This is a genomic window from Streptomyces carminius (assembly GCF_002794255.1).
Classification (GTDB): Bacteria; Actinomycetota; Actinomycetes; order Streptomycetales; family Streptomycetaceae; genus Streptomyces; species Streptomyces carminius.
On the sequence record NZ_PGGW01000015.1, the window covers coordinates 11,995 to 32,849 of the forward strand.

At 72.9% G+C, this 20,855-nt stretch carries 15 protein-coding genes; 12 read left to right on the forward strand and 3 right to left on the reverse strand.

The annotated features are described in order from the left end of the window. Nucleotides 1-27 precede the first annotated feature (27 nt). Nucleotides 28-996: a hypothetical protein gene (locus CUT44_RS04925; RefSeq protein ID WP_146252173.1), complete on the reverse strand. Its 969-nt coding sequence runs from the start codon at nucleotides 994-996 to the stop codon at nucleotides 28-30. 930 nt (nucleotides 997-1,926) lie between these two features. Between CUT44_RS04925 and CUT44_RS04935 the strand changes: the two genes are divergently transcribed. The 8 genes from CUT44_RS04935 (at nucleotide 1,927) to CUT44_RS04985 (ending at nucleotide 14,405) form a co-directional block, all read left to right on the forward strand. After that, nucleotides 1,927-2,883 (forward strand): GlxA family transcriptional regulator, encoded by a 957-nt coding sequence (locus CUT44_RS04935; protein ID WP_100200920.1) that lies wholly within the window; start codon nucleotides 1,927-1,929, stop codon nucleotides 2,881-2,883. Nucleotides 2,884-3,003: 120 nt separating this feature from the next. Beyond that, entirely contained in the window at nucleotides 3,004-4,002 is a 999-nt protein-coding gene (gap, locus tag CUT44_RS04940; RefSeq protein WP_100200921.1) for a type I glyceraldehyde-3-phosphate dehydrogenase, read from the forward strand. Between the two features lie 1,350 nt (nucleotides 4,003-5,352). Then, complete coding sequence (locus CUT44_RS04960; protein ID WP_100200924.1) at nucleotides 5,353-6,537, forward strand: N(5)-(carboxyethyl)ornithine synthase; 1,185 nt, start codon at nucleotides 5,353-5,355, stop codon at nucleotides 6,535-6,537. 1,127 nt (nucleotides 6,538-7,664) lie between these two features. Then, nucleotides 7,665-9,092: a non-reducing end alpha-L-arabinofuranosidase family hydrolase gene (locus tag CUT44_RS04965; protein WP_100200925.1), complete on the forward strand. Its 1,428-nt coding sequence runs from the start codon at nucleotides 7,665-7,667 to the stop codon at nucleotides 9,090-9,092. 319 nt (nucleotides 9,093-9,411) lie between these two features. After that, on the forward strand, nucleotides 9,412-10,941 hold the full coding sequence (locus CUT44_RS04970; RefSeq protein WP_233221238.1) for a Y4yA family PLP-dependent enzyme: 1,530 nt from the start codon (nucleotides 9,412-9,414) through the stop codon (nucleotides 10,939-10,941). Further along, nucleotides 10,938-12,284 (forward strand): pyridoxal-phosphate dependent enzyme, encoded by a 1,347-nt coding sequence (locus CUT44_RS04975; RefSeq protein ID WP_100200927.1) that lies wholly within the window; start codon nucleotides 10,938-10,940, stop codon nucleotides 12,282-12,284. Before CUT44_RS04970 ends, CUT44_RS04975 begins: the two co-directional genes overlap by 4 nt. Beyond that, nucleotides 12,281-13,525 carry an aminotransferase class V-fold PLP-dependent enzyme gene (locus CUT44_RS04980; protein ID WP_100200928.1) on the forward strand — a complete coding sequence of 415 codons (1,245 nt, stop codon included), beginning with the start codon at nucleotides 12,281-12,283 and terminating at the stop codon, nucleotides 13,523-13,525. Before CUT44_RS04975 ends, CUT44_RS04980 begins: the two co-directional genes overlap by 4 nt. Before the next feature lie 79 nt (nucleotides 13,526-13,604). Beyond that, nucleotides 13,605-14,405: a class I SAM-dependent methyltransferase gene (locus CUT44_RS04985; RefSeq protein WP_100200929.1), complete on the forward strand. Its 801-nt coding sequence runs from the start codon at nucleotides 13,605-13,607 to the stop codon at nucleotides 14,403-14,405. A gap of 339 nt (nucleotides 14,406-14,744) precedes the next feature. On the opposite strand, the gene CUT44_RS04990 is transcribed toward CUT44_RS04985, so the two are convergent. Then, nucleotides 14,745-15,254 carry a MarR family winged helix-turn-helix transcriptional regulator gene (locus CUT44_RS04990; protein ID WP_100200930.1) on the reverse strand — a complete coding sequence of 170 codons (510 nt, stop codon included), beginning with the start codon at nucleotides 15,252-15,254 and terminating at the stop codon, nucleotides 14,745-14,747. Nucleotides 15,255-15,377: 123 nt separating this feature from the next. Between CUT44_RS04990 and CUT44_RS04995 the strand changes: the two genes are divergently transcribed. The 3 genes from CUT44_RS04995 to CUT44_RS05005 all read left to right on the forward strand — a co-directional run bounded on the left by CUT44_RS04995 (nucleotide 15,378) and on the right by CUT44_RS05005 (nucleotide 18,704). Next, complete coding sequence (locus CUT44_RS04995; protein ID WP_100200931.1) at nucleotides 15,378-15,953, forward strand: NADPH-dependent F420 reductase; 576 nt, start codon at nucleotides 15,378-15,380, stop codon at nucleotides 15,951-15,953. A 155-nt stretch (nucleotides 15,954-16,108) separates the two neighbouring features. Continuing rightward, the gene (locus CUT44_RS05000; RefSeq protein ID WP_100200932.1) at nucleotides 16,109-17,014 is read left to right on the forward strand and encodes a dioxygenase family protein; all 906 of its coding nucleotides are present in this window, start codon (nucleotides 16,109-16,111) and stop codon (nucleotides 17,012-17,014) included. A 145-nt stretch (nucleotides 17,015-17,159) separates the two neighbouring features. Beyond that, the gene (locus CUT44_RS05005) at nucleotides 17,160-18,704 is read left to right on the forward strand and encodes a fused MFS/spermidine synthase (RefSeq protein WP_100200933.1); all 1,545 of its coding nucleotides are present in this window, start codon (nucleotides 17,160-17,162) and stop codon (nucleotides 18,702-18,704) included. On the opposite strand, the gene CUT44_RS05010 is transcribed toward CUT44_RS05005, so the two are convergent. Continuing rightward, nucleotides 18,640-20,028 carry an MFS transporter gene (locus tag CUT44_RS05010; protein ID WP_100200934.1) on the reverse strand — a complete coding sequence of 463 codons (1,389 nt, stop codon included), beginning with the start codon at nucleotides 20,026-20,028 and terminating at the stop codon, nucleotides 18,640-18,642. The two genes, CUT44_RS05005 and CUT44_RS05010, sit on opposite strands and share 65 nt — an antisense overlap. A gap of 129 nt (nucleotides 20,029-20,157) precedes the next feature. Between CUT44_RS05010 and CUT44_RS05015 the strand changes: the two genes are divergently transcribed. Next, nucleotides 20,158-20,739: a CGNR zinc finger domain-containing protein gene (locus CUT44_RS05015; protein WP_100200935.1), complete on the forward strand. Its 582-nt coding sequence runs from the start codon at nucleotides 20,158-20,160 to the stop codon at nucleotides 20,737-20,739. Nucleotides 20,740-20,855 lie beyond the last annotated feature (116 nt).

The window sequence follows — 20,855 nt, forward strand, 5'->3', positions numbered from 1 at the left end:
ACCGGCACGTTCGGAGATCGCGAACGCTCACCGCTGCTGCGAGGTGGCCGGGGAGTAGGAGTTCACCTTCGGCCTGTTCTTCACGCTGCGACCGCGGGTGCGTACGGCCCGTTCGCGGGGCGTTTCGTCGCTCGTTTCGAATCCCAGCATGACGCTGTATCCCTCGTGGGCACGCTGCAACCCGAAGTTCCTCAACTGCTCGACGCTGGTCCCCACGGTTCCGACTCGGCCGAGCTTCACGAGCTCCGCGAACTCCGCGAACTCCGAGCCGACGAGGTAGCCGGCCGCCCTCTCGTAGCTGAAGATGCGCCCACCCCTGGGTCCGAGCGTGCAGTCGTCCTCCAAGAGGACTCGGGCGTAGGAGAGAGGAATATACATGCCGTGGGCCAGTTCGGTGCTGGAAGCCGCCCCGTTCCGCCAGTGTGCGAACTTCAGGAAGCACGCGTCCGGGGAGAGGCGCCACTCGTGGGAGCGAGCGGGTTTCGAACTGAGCCGTGAAACCTGTTCCAAGCGGTCCATCTGGTCCAAGAGCTGTTTGTTCACCCGGTATTCCTTGTACCGGGATTCCAAGCGCTTGTACTGGACAAGGACGAAGCTGTGCGTGGGGTGGTGGTAGTAGATCATGTCCGTGCCCAACCGGCTCTCGACCGGGGTGGCGTTGACGTTGACGACCTCGAGACGACGTCCTGTGGAGTCTTCCAGCACGTGGATGTCGCATCGCACGTCACCGCGTTGTCGCCAGTCATCGAAAAGGGGCGCTTCGCCGCCCAGCCCGACTCGTGCGTCGTGGTCGATCAGGCTGTTCTCCACTGGATCCGGAATGAGTCCCGCCAGGTATGGCTCGTCCCGGGACGAGGGGCGTCCCCAGGCCGACAGTGCGGAGTGCGGGAAATCGGTCACGCGAGTGAGGGTCTGAGCCGCGTCCTTCTGTTCCTGCCACGCACGGTCCGCTGCGTCCTCGACGTTGAAGACGAGCGGGTTGAGACGGGCGAGCAACCAGCGACCTTCGGCATAGCGCTTCCGCAGTTCACCGCCCTGTTCGGCTACACAGAGATCGGTAGCACGAACCCATCCCGACCCGACCGAGGAACGGCTCGGACCTCTGAGGCCGTTGCCTGGTGGACGCAGGGACAGGTCACGTATGTCGATTGGCTGTGCGAGCGCGTCTTCGTCGAGACCGCCGACAGCGGTGGCACCGCGAAGTGGACGGCCTTGGGGCAGCCCCTCGGGATTGAGGCGATGCGACAGGTTCGCGTGACGCTCATTTGGCGCTCCCCACTCGGAAGACCATCGCGCAGGATGCAGAACACCCTTCTGACCTGCGGGTTATTCGGCAGCAAGGATTCGCACGCGTTCCCGATGACCCACCACATGGAGTGCGTCGCGGTCCTCAAGCCCGCCGATAAGGGCGTCTGACCCGCGGTTCCGCCAGTGCGCATTATGCGCGTTGTGGGTGTTACGGGCGATGCCTTGACGCCGAAGTGACGCTCGTTGATCCTGCTGGCCGGTGGTGGGTCAGGTCACTGGAGGGGAAGGCTGCGGCTCTGCCGAGGCTGGGACTGCAAGACGTTCGGCTCTGTCTCACTTCCGGTGGTGACGGACAGCGAGAACTGGGCGCATCTGCCTTGTGGAGAGGGTGGCCGGTGCTCTGGCCCTGATGTTTCAAAGCGGGTGGCAGCACGCCGGGCCGCTGGGCTTGTGCGCTGAACTCCCGCGGACAGACACCGAGCCGATCGGCCGCCTCCCAGAGGATGACCGTTGTACTGCGCGGACCTGCGGGTTCGTGATCGACACCCCTTCGGTGCTCCCGTGTCCGCACCACGGGGGCACTCCGTCTTGAACCGCTCCTCCGGGCTCGGCGAAGGTGGGCGACGGGTGGGGCGGGCGGTGGGTGTCCCGGCGGCACGCTCCGCGTAGCCTCTTGCTGTGTCCTTGCCCCCTCTGCGTCGTGTCGCCGTCCTGGTGCTGGAGGGCGCGAAGCCGCTCGATGTCGGCATTCCCGCGCAGGTTTTCACGACCCGCGCGAGCATGCCGTACGAGGTGCGGATGTGCGGGGCGGCGCCCGGTCCGGTGACCGGCGGCGACGGTCTGGCGTACCACGTCGCCCACGGCCTGGACGCGCTGGTGTGGGCCGACATCGTCTTCGTCCCCGGCTACCGGTTCCCGGACCGCGACGACCCGCCGCGGGCCGTCGTCGACGCGCTGGTCGCCGCCCACGACCGGGGTGCGCGGCTCGCCGCCATCTCGACGGGCGCCTTCGCGCTGGCCGCCACCGGTCTGCTCGACGGCCTGCGCGCCACCACGCACTGGCACTACACGCGGGCGCTCAAGGCCAGGCATCCGCTCGTCCGGGTCGACGAGAACGTGCTGTTCGTCGATGCGGGCAGGGTGCTCACCTCGGCCGGCGCCGCCTCCGGCATCGACCTGTGCCTGCACATCCTGCGCGGCGACCTCGGGGTGGCCGCGTCCAACCACGCGGCCCGGCGTCTGGTCGCGGCCCCCTACCGCAGCGGCGGCCAGGCCCAGTACGTGCCGCGCAGCGTCCCCGAGCCGCTGGGCGAGCGGTTCGCCGCCACCCGCGAGTGGGCGCTGCACCGGCTCGGCGAGCCCCTCACCCTCGGCACACTGGCGCGGCAGGCGGGGGTCTCGCCGCGCACGTTCTCCCGGCGCTTCGTCCAGGAGACCGGCTGCACGCCGATGCAGTGGGTGACGCGCGCCCGCATCGACCTGGCCCGCGAACTGCTCGAGCGCTCGCAGCGCGGCGTCGAACAGATCGCCGCCGACGTCGGGCTGGGCACCGGCGCGAACCTGCGGCTGCACTTCCAGCGCATCCTGGGCACCACACCGAGCGAGTACCGGCGCACCTTCACCCGGGGCGAATGACCCGCCCGGTGCCGTGTGGCGGGATCCTTGTGGACCGTGGCGGTGGCGCCGCTGTCGGCGGCACCGGCCGCGGGCGAGCCTGGAGTGGAAGGGAAAACGGAGGGGAAAGGGACCTCACTCATGACTCGCATCGCCGTCAACGGATTCGGCCGTATCGGCCGCAATGTGCTGCGTGCCCTGCTGGAGCGCGACAGCGCCCTGGAGATCGTCGCCGTCAACGACCTCACCGAGCCCGCCGCGCTGGCCCGGCTGCTCGCCTACGACAGCACCGCCGGCCGGCTCGGGCGTCCGGTGACCGTCGACGGGGACGCCCTGGTCGTGGACGGCCGCCGGATCACGGTGCTGGCCGAGCGCGAACCGGCGCGGCTGCCGTGGGCCGAACTCGGCGTCGACATCGTCCTGGAGGCCACCGGCCGCTTCACCTCGGCCACGGACGCCCGTGCCCACCTGGCCGCGGGCGCGCGCAAGGTGCTCGTCGGCGCGCCGTCGGACGGCGCCGACGTCACGCTCGCGTTCGGGGTCAACACCGACGCCTACGACCCGGCCGCGCACACGATCGTCTCCAACGCCTCCTGCACCACCAACGCGCTCGCGCCGCTGGCCAGGGTGCTCGACGAACTCGCCGGTATCGAGCACGGGTTCATGACGACGGTGCACGCCTACACCCAGGAGCAGAACCTGCAGGACGGTCCGCACCGCGACGCCCGCCGCGCCCGGGCCGCCGGCGTCAACATCGTGCCGACCACGACCGGCGCCGCCAAGGCGATCGGCCTGGTGCTGCCCAACCTCGGCGGCAGGTTGTCGGGCGACTCGATCCGCGTCCCGGTGCCGGTGGGCTCGCTCGTCGAACTCAACACGACCGTAGCCCGCGACGTGACACGCGATGAGGTGCTGGCGGCGTACCGCGCCGCGGCCGGGGGACCGCTCGCCGGCATCCTGGAGTACTCCGAGGACCCGCTCGTCTCCTCCGACATCACGGGCAACCCCGCCTCGTCGATCTTCGACTCGGCCCTCACCCGCGTCGACGGCCGCCACATCAAGGTGGTCGCCTGGTACGACAACGAGTGGGGCTTCTCGAACCGCGTGATCGACACACTCGAACTCCTCGCCACCGGCTGACCGCGCACCGGGGCCGGCACCCCGACCGCCGGCGACCGCACCGGCCGGAGCGCCCCCGGGCGGTGCCGGCACTCGTCGAGCGTCGCCCTGCGACGGCCGGTGGCCGCCCCTGACGGTCCGCGACGCCCCTCGAACCCGGCGGCTGTCGGACGGACCCGCCCCCTGGCCAGGCCCACGACCAGGGCGGGACGAGGAGCGGGGCCGGGAATCCTCGAGGAGATCCAGCAGCACCGGGCGGTTCTTCATCCCCTCATGCGGTGGATGCGCCGACGCCGCGGTACCGAGCCGACTTCGCGGACTCCGGCGGCACCGAACGGTTGGAGTGAGGGAGGGAACGGGGAATCCGCAGCCCGGCGTGCGCGGGCCGCACACCATGAGCCGGTGTGCGGCCCGCGGCCGTCCTGGTCCGCGGCCGGACGGCAGAAGACCTCGCCGTGTTCGTGACCCGGCCCCGGACGACCGGCTCGACGACTGTCGCCGGCCACGTCCCAGGACTCCTGCCGACCGGGCTGCCGGCGTTGGAGTCAGCCCGAACCCTGCTGCTCGGGCTCGGGCTCGGGAGGCGGCAGGGCGGCAGGGCGGCAGGGCGGCAGGAGTCGGTCCGGCCCCGATGATGTCGCCGCCGAACACGAGGCGGTCGACGACGGCCGCGCGGAGACGGGGATCGGTGAACGTCCTGGTCCGGCCGGGGAACGACGCGTCCGGGGCGATGGTGAAGCTGTTCTTCTCCGCACGTTCGGTGGTCGGGGAAGACCCCGGGAACGACCCGGCGCCCGCTGCCGGAACTCCGCGGGCGCTTCCACGTCGGCAGGCTCCGACTACAGCCACCCGCCACAACGCTCGGTGCGCGCCGGATGCGTTCCCGTTCGGGCGGAGCGGCCCCCGGCACGGTCGCACCGGTCGGGGCCGGGTGCGGAAGGGAGTACGGTTGCGTCACCGGGCGCACCTCGTATGCCGTCGTCCGTGGCGGCGTCGCACCCGGAGAACGGCAATGGCCGGCGTGTGACGAAGCCGGCCGGAAACGAGCCGCGCGATGGCTTCCGGCTCGTACGGTCCCACCGTCTTCCGCGACCACTCTCGCGTCCGGCGGCAGTGGACCCCCAGCTCTCCATATGCCGCGGCGGTCACCCCGAACCGACCGCCGGGACGCTCTCCGGGCCGGCCCGTCTGACGCGCGGCACCGGCTGCCGGAGGCGCCCGGCTCCGAAGCGGTGGTCGTCCCCCGCGGTGACGGCGGGCAGGTGCCCGCCTGTCCCGGGAGGCGTACGTACGGCGTACAGGCCGGTCGACGACTCGGGTTTCCCCGGCAGCCGCACCACCTACCACGACAACGAACAAAGAAGGACGTGCATGAGTCTGCTGAGTATCGGAGTACCCGCCTCCTCCCTCAAGGAGAACGAGTTCCGGCTGCCGTTGCACCCCGATCACCTCGACCGGATCGCCCCCGACGTACGTGCGAGGGTCTTCCTCGAGGAGGGCTACGGCGAGCGGTTCGGTGTCGCTGACGACGCGCTGCGTCCGCTGGTGGGCGGACTGCGCTCCCGCGGGCAGCTCCTCGCCGAGTGCGATGTGCTGATGCTGCCCAAGCCGATGCCCGAGGACGTCGCCCGACTGCGCGAGGGCCAGGTGCTGTGGGGCTGGCCGCACTGCGTGCAGGACGAGCGGATGACCCAGCTCGCCATCGACCGGCGCCTGACCCTCATCGCCTGGGAGGCCATGAACCACTGGACCTCCACGGGCGCCTTCAGCGTCCACGTCCTCCACAAGAACAACGAACTCGCCGGCTACTCCTCCGTGCTGCACGCCCTGCAGCTCGGCGGACTGACCGGCAGCTACGGCCGCCGGATGCGCGCGGTGGTCATCAGCTTCGGTGCCACCGGCCGCGGGGCGGTCACCGGGCTGGGCGCCATGGGGGTCTCCGACGTCACGGTACTCACCCAGCGGGCCGCCGCCGCGGTGGCCTCGCCGATGCCGTCGGTCGCGATGGGCCACTTCGCGGAGCGGGCGGACGACCCGTCCCGTCTGGAGGTGTCCACCGGACTGGGGCCCGTGCCGCTCGCGGAACATCTGGCCGGGTTCGACATCGTCGTCAACTGCGTGCGGCAGGACACCGACGCACCTCTGACGTTCGTCACCACCGAGGAACTCGCCCTGTTCCGGCCCGGGACCTTCTTCGTCGACGTCTCCTGTGACGAGGGCATGGGCTTCGAATGGTCCCGGCCGACCACCTTCGACGACCCGATGACCGTGGTGGGCCCCGGCTGTCACTACTACGGGGTGGACCACAGCCCGTCACACCTGTGGAACTCCGCCACCTGGGAGATCAGTGAGGCACTGCTGCCCTATCTGCGCAAGGTCATGAGCGGCCCCGCGTCCTGGGACGGCGACGCCACGATCAGGAACGCCGTCGAGATCCGCGACGGAGTCGTCCTCAACCCCAAGATCCTCTCCTTCCAGGGCCGGGCCGCCGAGTACCCGCACCTCCCGGCTCCGGCCCACGACCCGGCCCCGGATTTCTCCGCGCAGTCGGTCTGACACCCGGTGTCACGGCGGGAACCGATCCCGGTGTCGGCGGTGACGCCCGCTGATCCTGTTCTCCGGTGACAGGGCAGTTCGCCGGACGGGCAGGTCGGCGCCCCGCCGACCGCCCCGCGGGGGTACGCCGTCCTGGGCGGCGCTCCCCGGTGCCGGCCGTTGGCGGCCCGCCCGCCCCCGGACGACGGCTTGGCCGCCCGGCTGACGCGCCCGCTCCCGGTTCCGGGGCGGCCGGACTCCGGTGGTGCGGGGACGCGGCCGTCCCCGCGGGGGCGACGGCGGCAAGTGGTGGTGCGAACAGGTCGTCTGACGGTGCGATGGGCGCCGCTTCGCGCACGGGCCCTACGAGACGTTCCGGCGTTGATGGCGGCGTACGCGAGAGGCATTGACGCCGTCCACCGTTTCCTTATCATTCAGGATGCTCGACACTTCGACCGTCGTCCGATATACCGAACACTCCGGAGTCGCTCCTTCGCGCAGCAGGGCCTCTCCGGGGTGCGCCCCCGAACGCCGAGCCGTAAGGAGCCCGCCGCATGCGCATGCCGGGGCCTCGCGAATCCTTCCCCCGCCGCCGGCGCGGCCCTCCCGCTGACGGGAGTCCTCCGCGCCGCGGCCGCTTCCGCCCGGGGGACGGCCCGCGTCACCGCCGGTGGGTACGCGAACCCGGTGATCCGGCAGGGCTTCGCAGACATCGATGTCATCCGCGTCGAGAACACCTGTGACGTCTCGGCCTCGGCCATGCGCTGCTCGCCGTACGCGCCCGCCCCGCGCGCGTACGACCTGAACGGGGCCCGTGGCCGTGTCAGAGGGATCCGGGCGTCACCGCCGGCCGACCGGCCACCGCACCGGCCGTACGAGGAGAAGCATGAACCCGCTCCGACGCCTCGGACGTCGCCGAGCCCCGGTCCCGGGACTGCCGGCCGCGGCAGCCCTGATGGCGCCCGGGGCGCCCACGCGGCCCGGAGACGCCGGGCGCCGCCGGGCCTTCCGGAGGCCGCGAAGGACCAGGACGCACGAGCGGTCCGCCGTGGTGCTCGCGGACCGCTGCACACCGCACGACACCGACAGTCCGGACACCCTCTGACGAGGCCGGCCGGAACCGCCCACTCAAGGTTGGGAAAGTCCCCATGCACAGAGGAAGTTCCATCCGCAGGCATCCGTCCGCGGCGCTCGCCGCCGTGGTCGCGGCCCTGGCCACGCTGGCGGCGATGCTCGTCGCACCCTCGGCTCAGGCGGCCACCAGTGGCACTTTACGCAGCGTCGCTTCGAACCGGTGTCTCGACGTGCCGGGCGCCAGCCGGACCGACGGCACGTACCTGCAGATCCACGACTGCTGGGACGGGACCAACCAGCAGTGGACGCTGACGGACGGCAATGAGCTGACCGTGTACGGCGACAAGTGCCTGGACGTCCCGGGCCACGCCACCGCGGCCGGTACCCGGGTGCACATCTGGACCTGCACCGGCGGTGCGAACCAGCAGTGGCGGGTGAACTCCGACGGCACGGTCGTCGGAGTGGAGTCCGGGCTGTGCCTGGAGGCGGCGGGCGCCGGTACGGCCAACGGCACGGCGGTGCAGATCGGGACGTGCGACGGCGGCAGCGGCCAGAAGTGGACGGGCCTGTCCGGGACGCCGCCGACGGACGGCGAGACGTGTTCCCTTCCGTCGACGTACCGGTGGACGTCGACGGGTGTGCTGGCGCAGCCGGCGCACGGGTGGGCCGCGGTGAAGGACTTCACCACCGCGAGGCACAACGGCAGGCACCTGGTCTACGCGACGAACTACTCGGGATCGTCGTACGGCTCGATGATGTTCAGTCCCTTCACGAACTGGTCGGACATGGCGTCGGCCGGCCAGACCGGGATGAACCAGGCCGCGGTGGCGCCCACCCTGTTCCACTTCGCGCCCAAGGACATCTGGGTGCTGGCCTATCAGTGGGGTCAGTGGCCCTTCATCTACCGCACGTCGAGCGACCCCACCAACCCCAACGGCTGGTCCTCCCCGCAGCCGCTGTTCACCGGGAGCATCTCCGACTCCGACACCGGCCCGATCGACCAGACCCTGATCGCCGACGACCAGAACATGTACCTGTTCTTCGCCGGTGACAACGGCAGGATCTACCGGGCGAGCATGCCGATCGGGAACTTCCCGGGCAACTTCGGCTCGTCGTACACGACGATCATGAGCGACACGAAGGCCAACCTGTTCGAGGGCGTACAGGTCTACAAGGTTCAGGGCCAGAACCAGTACCTCATGATCGTCGAGGCGATGGGTGCGAACGGGCGCTACTTCCGCTCCTTCACGTCCTCCAGCCTGAACGGCTCGTGGACCCCGCAGGCCGCCAGTGAGAGCAACCCCTTCGCGGGCAGGGCCAACAGCGGCGCCACCTGGACCAACGACATCAGCCACGGTGACCTGATCCGCGACAACCCCGACCAGACCATGACCATCGACCCCTGCAACCTGCAGTTCCTCTACCAGGGCAAGGACCCCAACGCGGGCGGCGAGTACAACCGGCTGCCGTGGCGGCCGGGCCTCCTCACCCTGCAGCGCTGACCTTCCCGCTTCCCGGTGACCGCGGCGTGGCGCGGTCACCGGGGGGTGGGCGAGCGGTTCGCGGCGTGGGTGGTTCCACCCGCTGACCGGCACTCACCGCATCGAGGGACCCCGGCCGTACGGCGGCCGGGGTCCCTCCCGTCTCCGGCGCACGGGCCGTCATGGAGGGCGCAACCGGGCGCGCCGGCCGTTCCCGGCGGTGGAACGCGAAGGCGCCCCCGGCCACCGCCCGGTGAGGCTTAGCGGCGGATGCGGGTGGAAACGACTACTTCCGAGCGATCGCCGCAGCGGCGGTCGGCCGACGCGGGAGGGGTCTCACGTGGATGTGCCCTTATATCTGAGGCCGCGAGTGGAGCCGCCGCTCGCCTCACTGCTGAGGGCCGAATCGTTCCTGCACTCGCTCGCCGACGCGCTGGGGTCTCCGCTCAACGTCCTGCTCCCCGAGGTCGTCGCCGAGAACGCCGCGCGCTTCCGCGCCGTCTACCGGCGCCACCGTCTCGCCGGACGCGTGTACTTCGCGCACAAGGCGAACCGGTCCGCCGCCCTGGTGCGGCGGCTGGCGGCCGAGGACGCCGCCGTCGGCGTCGACGTCGCCTCCCTGGGAGAGCTGAGACACGCGCTGAGCTGCGGCTTCACCGGGGAGCGGATCATGGCCACCGGCCCCAAGGACGCGGAGTTCCTCTGGCTGGCGGCCCGGGTGGGGGCGACGGTGAACCTCGACTCGCCGGGCGAGCTGGAACGGCTCTCCGGCCTGGTGCGCACGCACGGTCTCGGCCGGGTCGCCGTACTGGTGCGCCTGTCCCGGTTCGAGTCGGCCGCCGCACACGGCGGGGCGGGCACCAGACTGCTCTCGCGGCGCAGCCGTTTCGGCACCCCGCTGCGGGACGCCGGGGAGCTGGTGGCCGCCCTGGAACGGCACGCGGACGCCGTCGAACTGACCGGTGCCGCCTACCACCTGGACACCACCGGCCTGGAGGAGAAGGTCCGGGCCCTGGAGCAGTGCGTGCTGTTCCTGGACGAGTGCCGGGCGCGGGGGCTCGCGCCGCGCGCCGTGGACATCGGCGGCGGGTTCGGCGCCGGGTACGTCGCCGACGCGGGGGAGTGGGAACGCTGGACCACCGCGCTGAGCGAGGCGGTGCTCGGCGTCCGCCCGCCCCTGACCTGGCGCGGCCACGGCTACGGGCTGCGCAACGAGGGCGGCACGGTGCGCGGGACGGCCGCGCTGTACCCCGGCCACCGTCCCGTCGCCGGTCCCGGCTACCTCGACGAACTGCTGTCGCTGCCCGCACCGGTCCTGGGCCGCCCGCCGGCCACGCTCCTGCTGGAGCACCTCCACGACCTGCACGTCGAGCCCGGCCGGTCCCTGGTGGACCAGTGCGGGCTGTCGCTGGCGCGGGTGCTGGACGTGCGGCCCGCGGACGCGGACTCCGGGCGGTACCTGGTGCGCCTGGGCATGAACGCGGGGGACGTGAGCCTCGAGGAGCACGGTGTGCTCGTGGACCCCGTACTGCTGCCGCGCGGCGGACCGGGGGGGAACGGTGCGGGCGGCGAGAGCGGCGAGAGCGGTGAGGGCGGGGAGGGCCCGGTCGGGGTCTTCCTCGCCGGCAACCTGTGCCTGGAGGCCGATCTGATCACCCGGCGCCTGGTCTTCCTCCCGCGGCTGCCGCGCGCGGGCGATCTGCTGGCCTTCGCCAACACCGCCGGCTACGCGATGGACTTCCACGCGCACCGCGCGCAGCGGCAACCGCTCGCGCGGACGGTCGCGGTGGAGCGGGAGGGCGGCTCCTGGCGCTGGCGCCCGGACGAGGACTACTGGCCGATCACACATCCGGGGGGGATGTCCGCATGAGGTACGACAGCATCACGGAAGCCATCGGCAACACACCGCTGGTGCGCATCGATCCCGCCGTGCACGGGCTGCGCAACACCGATCTCTACGCGAAACTGGAGATGCTCAACCCGTTCGGCTCCGTCAAGGACCGGCCCGCCTGGCACATGGCCCGCCCCCATCTGGAGGGCACGGCCGGCGGGGACGGGGCGGCGTCCACGGTGGTGGAACTCTCCAGCGGCAACACGGCCAAGGCCCTCGCGCTGCTGGCCGGCCTGCACGGGCTGGGGTTCAAGAGCGTCACCAACCGGATGCGCGTCCCCGAGATCAAGGAGCTGCTCCTGCTCCTCGGCGCCGAGATCGAGGAACTGCCGGGACGCAGCGAGTGCCTGGACCCGACGGACACGGACGACCCGCTGACCCACTTCCACCGGGCCCTCTCCGATCCCGGCAGCACCTATCTGCACACCGACCAGTACTTCAACCCGCGCAACGTCGAGGCGCACGCGGCGGGCACCGGGCCGGAGATAGTGAAGGACCTGGACGGGCGGGCGCCGGACTGGTTCATCGCCTGTGTCGGCACGGCCGGTTCGTCGACCGGTGTCGCCAGGGTGCTGCGCGAGCACGACCCGCGGGTGCGGGTCCTCGGCCTGGTCGCCGACAAGTCGGACTTCATCCCCGGCATCCGCACCATCGACGAGGTCCACCAGGTCGGCCTGTTCGACCCGGCGACGTACGACGCCATCGAGCCGGTGACCTCCGGCGAGGCCATCGACGGGATGGTCAGCCTCATCCGCCGCTGCGGAATGCTGTCGGGGCCGACCGGGGGCGCCGCCTACCAGGGGGCGGTACGGCACCTGCGGGAGGCCGACGCGGAGCTGGCGGGGTCGGGGCGCCGCCAGACGGCGGTCTTCATCGTGTGCGACCGGGCCGAGAGCTATCTCAGCTATGTGCGCCGGCGGCGCCCGGAGCTCCTGGGCCGGGCCGGCCGTGGCCCCGCCGAGCCGTCCCTCACCGACGCCGAGGCCCGCGCGCAGGCCCGCGTCATCGGCGTCGGTGAGGCACGGGGCTGGATCGCGGAGGGCGACCCCCGGCCGCTCGTCGTGGACCTGCGCGGCCCGCACGCCTACGCCGCCCTGCACATCGAGGGCTCGGTCAACATCGCCGACGAACTGTTCGGGGAACTGCTCCGGGGCGGGCTCCCCTTCGACAGGCGGACGCCGGTGCTGCTGGCCTGCCCCGTCGGCGAGAAGTCCCTGCGCCACGCCGCCGCGCTGACCCGGATGGGGCACCCCGACGTCCGCAGCCTGGCGGGCGGTGTCGTCGCCTGGCGGGACGCGGGCGCACCGCTGGTGCGCGCATGAGCGGGACGCGGCCGCCCGCCGCGCCGGAGCCCGGCGGGGAGGCGCGCTGGCAGCGGGAGCTGAGGGAGCAGTTCCCGATCGTCACCGCCCATCCGGAGCTGGCGTACCTCGACAGCGCGGCCACCTCCCAGAAGCCGCGGGCCGTGCTGGAGGCCGTCCAGACCTACCTCACGACGTCGAACGCCAACGCGGGCCGCGGCACCTACCCCTGGGCCAACCGGACCACGGAGCTGGTGGAGTCGGCCCGGGCGCGGGTCGGGGAGTTCCTCCGCGACCCCGACCCGGAGCGTTCCGGCGTCCACTTCACCAGCGGCACCACCGAGGGGCTGCGCACCGTCGCCCGCGACTGGCTCGTCCCGTACCTCGGGGACGGGAACGGGAACGGGGATGGGGGCGAGATCCTCGTGCCGTTCGCCGACCACCGCGCCAATCTGGACCCCTGGCTGGAGGCGCGGCGACTGCTGGCCGAACGCGGCGTCGACGTGCGCGTACGGGCGCTGCCGTACCAGGAGGTCTCCGGCGACTACGAGCACCGCGCCCTCGCGGACGCGGTGGGCCCGCGGACCCGCTTCGTGGCCGCCACCCATGTCCACCACGTCTACGGCGGTGACATGAACGTGCACCGCATCCGGGCGGCGGTCGGTCCGGACGTGCCGATCTGCCTCGACGCCGCGCAGAGCGTCGGCCATCTGCCCGTCCACCTCGACGATCCCGCCCTGGACGTCGACTTCGTGGTCTTCTCGGGGCACAAGGCGATGGCCCTGCCCGGGACGGGGGCGGTGTGGGCCCGCAACGCGCGGGGGCCGGTGTTCCGTCCGGCCGGCTGGCAGGGCACGCCCAACACGGTGGGCATCGTCTCGCTGCGGGCTGCGCTCGACTGGCTCGACGCGGCCGGCCCGGACCGGATCGCCCGCTGGACGGCAGGCCTGGCGCTCCGGCTGACCGACCGGCTGCGGCACCTCGGTCCGTACGAGATCCTCGGCTGCCCCGCCGGCCTGGCGGTCGGCTCCCCGCTCCCGGCCGCCCAGCGGCGGCACGGCATCGTCACCTTCCGGCACCGCGACATCCCGTCCGACGACCTGGGGTTCATCCTCCACAGCCACGGTTTCATGGTGCGGGCCGACGGCCTCTGCCAGGCCGGTGCGGACCCGGAGGAGGGGGCCGTGCGGGTGAGCCTGCACGTGTACAACACGGCGGAGGAGATCGACCGCCTGCTGGCCGTCCTCGCGTCACTGACGTGAGAAGCAAGTGATAACCGTTTCCACCGGTAGATTCGGAGGCGTCCGCGGACCGGAGCAGAGACGGAAGAGGTGACGCACGGTGGGCGTGAGCATGGAGACGGCCCGGGCGTGGGTGGAGCGCTGGGAGCGGCAGCAGGAGCGCTACGCGGTGGACCGCGAGGAGCGGTTCACCGTGATCGCGGACGTCGTCGAGCACGCCACGGCCGACCGCTCCCGGCCGCTCCTGCTCGACCTGGGCTGCGGCCCCGGCTCCCTGGCCGCCAGGCTCGCCGGGCGGCTGCCGGCCGCGGAGATCGTCGGCGTCGACATGGACCCCCTGCTGCTGGAACTGGGGCGCACCCACCACGCGGACGCCGCCCGCTACGTCGACGCGGTGATCGGCGAGGAGGGCTGGACCGAGTCCCTCGGGCTGGAGCGCCCGCTGGACGCCGCCGTCTCGACGACCGCCCTGCACTACCTCCCCGAACCGGTGCTGCTGCGCACGTACCGGCGGCTCGCCGCCCTGCTGCGCCCCGGTGGCGTCCTCGTCAACGGGGACCACTTCCCGCCGGACGGGGAGCCGTGCGCGGGCCTCACCGCGTACGTGGGGCGCCGCCGCGCCGAGCGGACGGGCGGCCTCGGCCGCGAGACCTGGCAGTCCTGGTGGGCCGCGGCGGCCCGGGACCCGGAACTGGCCGACCTGTTCGCGGAGCGCGAGCGGCGCCGGGCGGCCTCCGGCGGGGGCGGGCGCGACGCGGGCCTGACGGCGGGCCGCCACGCCGAGCTGCTGCGGCGGGCGGGGTTCGGTCATGTCGCGTCCGTCTGGCAGTGCGGTGACAGCGCCGTGCTGGTGGCGGTCGCGGGTGACGTGCCCGGGGGCGCCGCCGCCGGCGGGTCCTGAGTCCGGCGCGCCGGGGGCCGCCCGGCAGGAGGGCCGGGCACGGGAGCGTGCGCCGGCTCCTCGCCGGGGCGTACGGCTCGACGCCTTCCCGTTCCTGTCCACCGAGGCCGTCCGGCCGGCCCGTGCCACGGGGCCCGGGACGGGGCGGCGGGCGCACTCGACCCCCGCGCGTCACCGAGGACCCGGTGGCCGACGGGGCGGCGGAGTTCAGGGTGCTGTGCACGCCCGCCCGCCGCACGGGCGGCGCGGGCGGTGAGCGCGAAGGGCGCGCGGCATCCGCCGGAAGCTCCCGGGTCCCGGGGCGGCACCCGGCCTGTCCTTCACCGGCTCGGCTACCGACTACCGGCCGCCGTCCGCGGGGCGGTCGTAGCGGTGGTAGGTCGCGGCCATCCTGCCGTGGGGGTCCAGCCTGTGCAGGACGGCGTCACCGATCGCGGTCAGCTGGGCGACCTGCTCGGGGGTCAGGGCGTCCATGACGTGCTGCCGCACGGTGGCGGCGTGCCCCGGCGCGGCCTCGCGCACCTTGTCCCAGCCGGCCGGTGTCAGCCGGGCATTGGTGGCACGGGCGTCCTCGGGGCAGGGGAGCCGCTCCACCAGGCCCCGGTCCTCCAGCCGCCGCACCACGTGGGAGAGCCGCGGCAGAGTGGCGTTGGTCTGCAGTGCCAGCGCGGTCATCCGCAGGGTGCGCCGGGGTGCTTCCGACAGCATCGCCAGGACGTAGTACTCGAAGTGCGTCAGCTCGGCGTCCCGGCGCAGTTGCGAGTCGAGCACTCCGGGCAGCAGTTCGAGTACGGCCGCCAGGCGTACCCAGGCCGCCAGCTCCGTGTCGTCCAGCCATCGTGTGTCCATGGTGTGCATCCTCCCAGGGAAACCCGTGCCACTTCCAGGAAAAACTTGTCGCTACAACTTTTCCGGGGTAGGGTGATTGTTGTAGTGACAACTATTTGGTTCCTTCGATCCCCGGGAGTCCTCATGGCGCACCTCGACATCATCGGCACCGGCAACATGGCCCAGGCCATCTCCGGCATCGCCGCCAAGGGTGGGAGCACCGTCGAGCTGTTCGGCAGGGCCGACGCCGGCAAGCCCGTCACCGGCGACATCGTCGTCCTCGCCGTCCCCCACCCGGCCGTCGCCGACATCCTCGCCGAGCGCGCCGACCAGCTGGCGGGCAAGGTCGTCGTCGACATCACCAACCCGCTGGACTTCGAGACCTTCGACTCCCTCGTGGTGCCCTCCGACAGCTCCGCGGCAGCCGGGATCGCCGCCGCACTGCCCCGGTCGCGGGTGTTGAAGGCGTTCAACACCAACTTCGCCGCCACACTGGCCGCCGGCAGCGTCGGTGAGCTTCCCGCCACCGTCCTCGTCGCGGGCGACGACGCCGACGCCAAGTCGCTGCTGGCCGGTGTGGTCACCGCCGGCGGCCTGCGCGCCGCCGACGCCGGCTCCCTCGAGCGCGCCCGCGAGCTGGAGGCGATCGGCTTCCTCCAGCTCACCCTGGCCGCGAACGAGAAGATCTCCTGGACCGGCGGCTTCGCCGTCGTGGACTGACCCCTCGGCCGCCGGCCGACCCGCCCCCGCCGCCCCGGGCACCGGCACACGGGGCGGCGGCCCACCGTCACCCGCAACCGCGTCACCGACCCGGAGACCCGGAGACCCGGACGCCGGACCCGCCGGCACGGTCCCCAGCGCGAGGAGGAACCCGCATGACACCCCCCGCCCCCGGCGGCACCACCGCCGCCGCCGACGCCCGCATACCCGCCCGGCACCCCTTCGCCGCGCACCTGCGCCGCGCCGCGGCCGCCGAGCGGTCCGCCCCGCACGCACCGTGGACCCCCCAGGACGGGCCGCTGCCGGCCCTGTACCTCAGCCACGGCGCCCCGATGCTGTTCGAGATGACCGGCTGGATGACCGAGCTCCACGACTGGGCGCGGGCGCTGCCCAGGCCCAGGGCCGTCCTCATCGTCTCCGCGCACTGGGAGTCCGCCCCGCTGAGCATCAGCGGCAGCGAGCCGGCCGAGCTCGTCCACGACTTCGGCGGCTTCGACCCGATGTACTACCGGATGCGCTACGACACCCCGGCCGCCACCGAACTCGCACGGCAGGTCGCCGGACTGATGCCGCACACCGAACCGGTCCACGAACACCGCGACCGGGGCCTGGACCACGGCGCATGGGTGCCGCTGAAGATCATGTACCCCGGCGCCGACATCCCGGTGCTGCAGCTCAGCATGCCCACCCACGACCCCGGGCGGCTCCTGGACCTGGGCCGGCGGCTGCGGTCGCTGCGCGAGACGGGGGTGCTCGTCATCGGATCCGGCTACATGACCCACGGGCTGCCGTTCCTCGACTGGTCCCGTCCCGAGCAGGTGCCCGGCTGGTCCTCGGAGTTCGACGCCTGGGCCGCCGAGGCGCTGCACAGGGGCGACATCGACGAACTCGCCGACTTCCGCAACCGGGCACCCGGCATGCCCTACGCGCACCCCACCGTGGAGCACTTCACACCGCTCTTCGTCACCCTCGGCGCCGCCACCGACCCGACGGCACCGCCCACCACGGCCATCGACGGCTACGCCCTCGGCCTGGCCAGGCGGTCCTTCCAGACCGCCTGACAGCTCCCGGGCCCCGGACCCGGGTGCGTGGGCCGAACAGGCAGGGCAGGCCGCCGCACCGGCCGTCAACTCCGGGATCCCCGGCGGCGAGGGTGCTGAGCGAGGGGCCTCGGCACGCCGTTCGGCCGGTGCGCCGCGTGCGAGGATGGCCTACGTGACCGAATCGTCCTCCCCGCCCGCCGCCGAGGGCCCGCCCCGCGGCCGCGGCCTGGGCCCCCGTGCCGCCGCCGTGCTCGTGTTCGGGGCCTCGGCCGCGGTCCTGGTGGTCGAGATCGTCGCTCTGCGGCTGCTGGCCCCCTACCTCGGCCTCACCCTCGAGACCAGCACCCTGGTGATCGGCATCGCCCTCACCGCGATCGCCCTCGGCTCCTGGCTGGGCGGGCGCGTCGCCGACCGGATCGATCCGCGCCGGCTCCTGGGCCCCGCGCTCGGGGTGTCGGGAGCGGTCGTGGCGCTCACCCCCGCCGTGCTGCGCACCACCGCGGAGTGGGTGCCGCCGCTGCTCCTGTCGATCGCGTCACTGACCATCCTCGTACCGGGCGCGCTGCTCTCCGCGGTGACGCCGATCGTGACCAAGCTGCGGCTCACCAGCCTCGCCGAGACCGGGACGGTGGTCGGCCGGCTGTCCGGCGTCGGCACCGTCGGTGCCATCGTCGGCACCGTCCTGACCGGCTTCGTCCTCGTGTCGCGGTTGCCGGTCAGCGGCATACTGATCGGCCTCGGCACCCTGCTGGTGGCCGGCTCGGCGCTGGTCGAGTGGCGGACGCGCGGGTGGAGCGGCGTCCCCGCCCTGGCGCTCGTGGTCGTCGCCGGCGGTCTGGCCGCCGCGGTCGCGCCCGGTGACTGCGACGCGGAGACCAGGTACCACTGCGCACGGGTCGTCGCCGACCCCGACCGGGACAGCGGCCGGACACTCGTTCTGGACGGCCTGCGGCACTCCTACGTCGACCTGGCGGACCCGACCTTCCTGGAGTTCACCTACGTGCGCGCCATCGCGTCGGTGGTCGACGCCGCCTTTCCCGAAGGCGAGCCACTCGACGCCCACCACCTGGGCGGCGGCGGGCTCACCTTCCCCCGCTACCTCGCGGCCACCCGGCCCGGGACGCGCAGCGTCGTGTCCGAGATCGACGGCGGGGTCGTGCGCATCGACCGCGACCGGCTCGGGCTGAGGCCCGGAACCGGTGTCGAGGTACGCGTCGAGGACGGCAGGCTCGGCCTGCGGCGGCTGGACACCGGCAGTCGCGACCTCGTCGTCGGCGACGCCTTCGGGGGCGTCAGCGTGCCGTGGCACCTCACCACGGCGGAGGCGATGACCGACGTACGGCGGGTGCTCGACGAGGACGGCCTGTACGTCGCCAACCTCATCGATCACGGCGAACTGGCCTTCGCACGCGCCGAAGCGGCCACCCTGGACGAAGTCTTCGAGCACGTCGCCCTCCTCGGCGAACCCGCCGACATCGGCCTCGACCCGGCCGCCGCCTCCAGGGGCGGCAACATGGTGCTGCTCGCCTCCGACCGCCCGGTCGACCCGCGCGCGGTCCAGGAAGCACTGGACGCCCGGCGGACCGGCTGGAGGATCGCCACCGGCGACGACCTCGCCTCCTGGATCGGCGACGCCCGGCCGCTCACCGACGACTACGCGCCCGTCGACCAGCTCCTCCAGGCCCACGGCCCGCGGAGCGGCCGGTGACAGGACGCGTCTTTGGGTCCCGGTACGCCGTCGCCTCCGCCAGAGCCCGCGGGGTCACGGCGCGCAGGAACGGAACGACCACCAGGAGGGCGGCCCCGGCGAACACGGCGAACGCCGCGCGCAGCCCGAACCACTGGGCGAGCACACCCGCCAGCCCGGCGCCCAGCGGCATCGCGCCCCAGCTGAACAGGCGCGCGGCGGCGTTGTAGCGGCCCATCAGCTCGGTCGCCACCATGCGCTGGCCGATGGTCCGGGAGTTCACCGTCCACAGCACGCCGCCCATGCCGCCGACGAAGGCGCTCGCCGCCACCGGCCACAGGTTGGTGGTGAGTACCGGAGCGGCCATCATGGCGGCGGTGCCCAGCAGATCGGCGAACATGACCCGGCGCCGGCCGAGGAGCCGGTTGAGCGGACCCACGGTGAGGGCGCCGACCAGGCCGCCGGCCCCGAGAGAGCTGAGCAGCATGCCGTACTGCTGGGCGCTCAGCCCCATCGGCCCGGTCGCCATCAGCGGCATCAGGGCGAACCAGCCGCCCCAGCAGGCGCACAGCACGGTCAGGGCGAGCGCCGTCATCCGCAGCAGCCGCTGATGCCACAGGAGGTGCAGACCCTCGGCGATCCGCTGGTTCACCGAGCCGGCGGGCCGGTCCCCGGCGGCGCGCGGCGCGAACCGGCCGGCCAGCAGGAGCAGCACCGCCATGCCGGTCACGTACGCCGCGCCGGTGGCGCCCAGGGCGACGCTCGCGCCCGCCGCCACCAGCAGTCCGCCGACGAAGGGGCCGCAGAACTCGTTGCACACCGTCTCGGCGCCGGCCACCCAGGCGTTGGCCCGCTCCAGCTTTCCCGGGGCGATCGCCATGGGCACCAGGGCGGTGGCCGAGGTGAGGGCGACGACCTCGGCGACGCCCAGGGCGATGCCGCCCAGGTAGAGGGCGGAGAGGGTGGTCGTGCCGGTGACGGTGGTGCCCAGGAGCGCCGCGACGGCCGCCAGCCGGACGGTGTTGGCGATCCACAGCAGTCGCCGGCGGTCGTAGCGGTCGACCAGCACGCCGACGTGCAGAGCGGCCAGTAACCACGGGAGCGTGAGGGTGAGCGCCACGGCCGAGACCAGGACCGGGGACCGGGTGAACCGGGTCGCCAGCAGCGGCAGTGCCACCTTGGTGACGCCGTCCGCGAGGTTGGTGAGGGAGGTGAACAGCACCAGCACGGTGGTGTTCCGCGTGCTCACGGCGTCCGGCGGGCGGCCCGGCGGGCACCCCGGCGGGTACCCCGGTGGTGCCTTCGGCGGCGGTCCGGTGGCCGGCTCGGCGGCGGCCTTCTCCATCGCATAACTCCCTAACACATGTAGATGGTTACCCCAGTGTCGGCTTACCCCTGGCGCCGAGGAGACTGTTAACCTGCTAATCGAAATGGCTGGTTAGGAGTCTTCGGTTGGCCGGAACGAGGAGGGTGCATGTCCGAACCGCCCGCGGTGGCCGGGCTGATCATGAGCTTCACCAACACCGTCGATCTGGAGAGCGGACGGGAGGAGCTGTCCACGCCCGCCGGGCTCGCCCGCTGGCTGACCGGCGCAGGGCTCGCCGAGCGGTCACCCGATGTCACGGAAACCGATCTCCGGGCCTGTCTGGACCTGCGCACCGGTATGCGGGAGGCACTGGAGGACGGCGGCGCGCCCGCGTCGCCGCACCGGCTGGCACTCGCCGACGCCGTACTGGCCCGGCTGCCGGTCATGATCACCCTGACCGCGGCCACCGCGCCACCGGGCGGCGGACGGCCGCCCGCCGTCCTCGTGCCGTCCCCCGACCTCACCGGCGTGTCCCGGGCCGTGGCGCGACTGGCCGTCGCCTGGGCCGAGCTGGTACTGACCGGGCAGGTGCGGCGGCTGAAGCGGTGCGCGGAGCGGCGGTGCGGCGAGGTGTTCTGGGACACCTCCCGCAACCACAGCCGCCGCTGGTGCTCCATGCAGGTGTGCGGAAACCGGGCCAAGGCCCGGCGGCACACCGCCCGCCGGACCGGGACCGGCCCGACCGGCTGAGCCGGCCGGGCCGCCGGTGACCGGCGGCCCGGCCGACTGCGGGCTGCGTCCCCTCGGCTCCCGGTACCGGCGGGCACCGCCGGAGTCCGCCGGGTGCGCGGTCACGGTCGTGACCG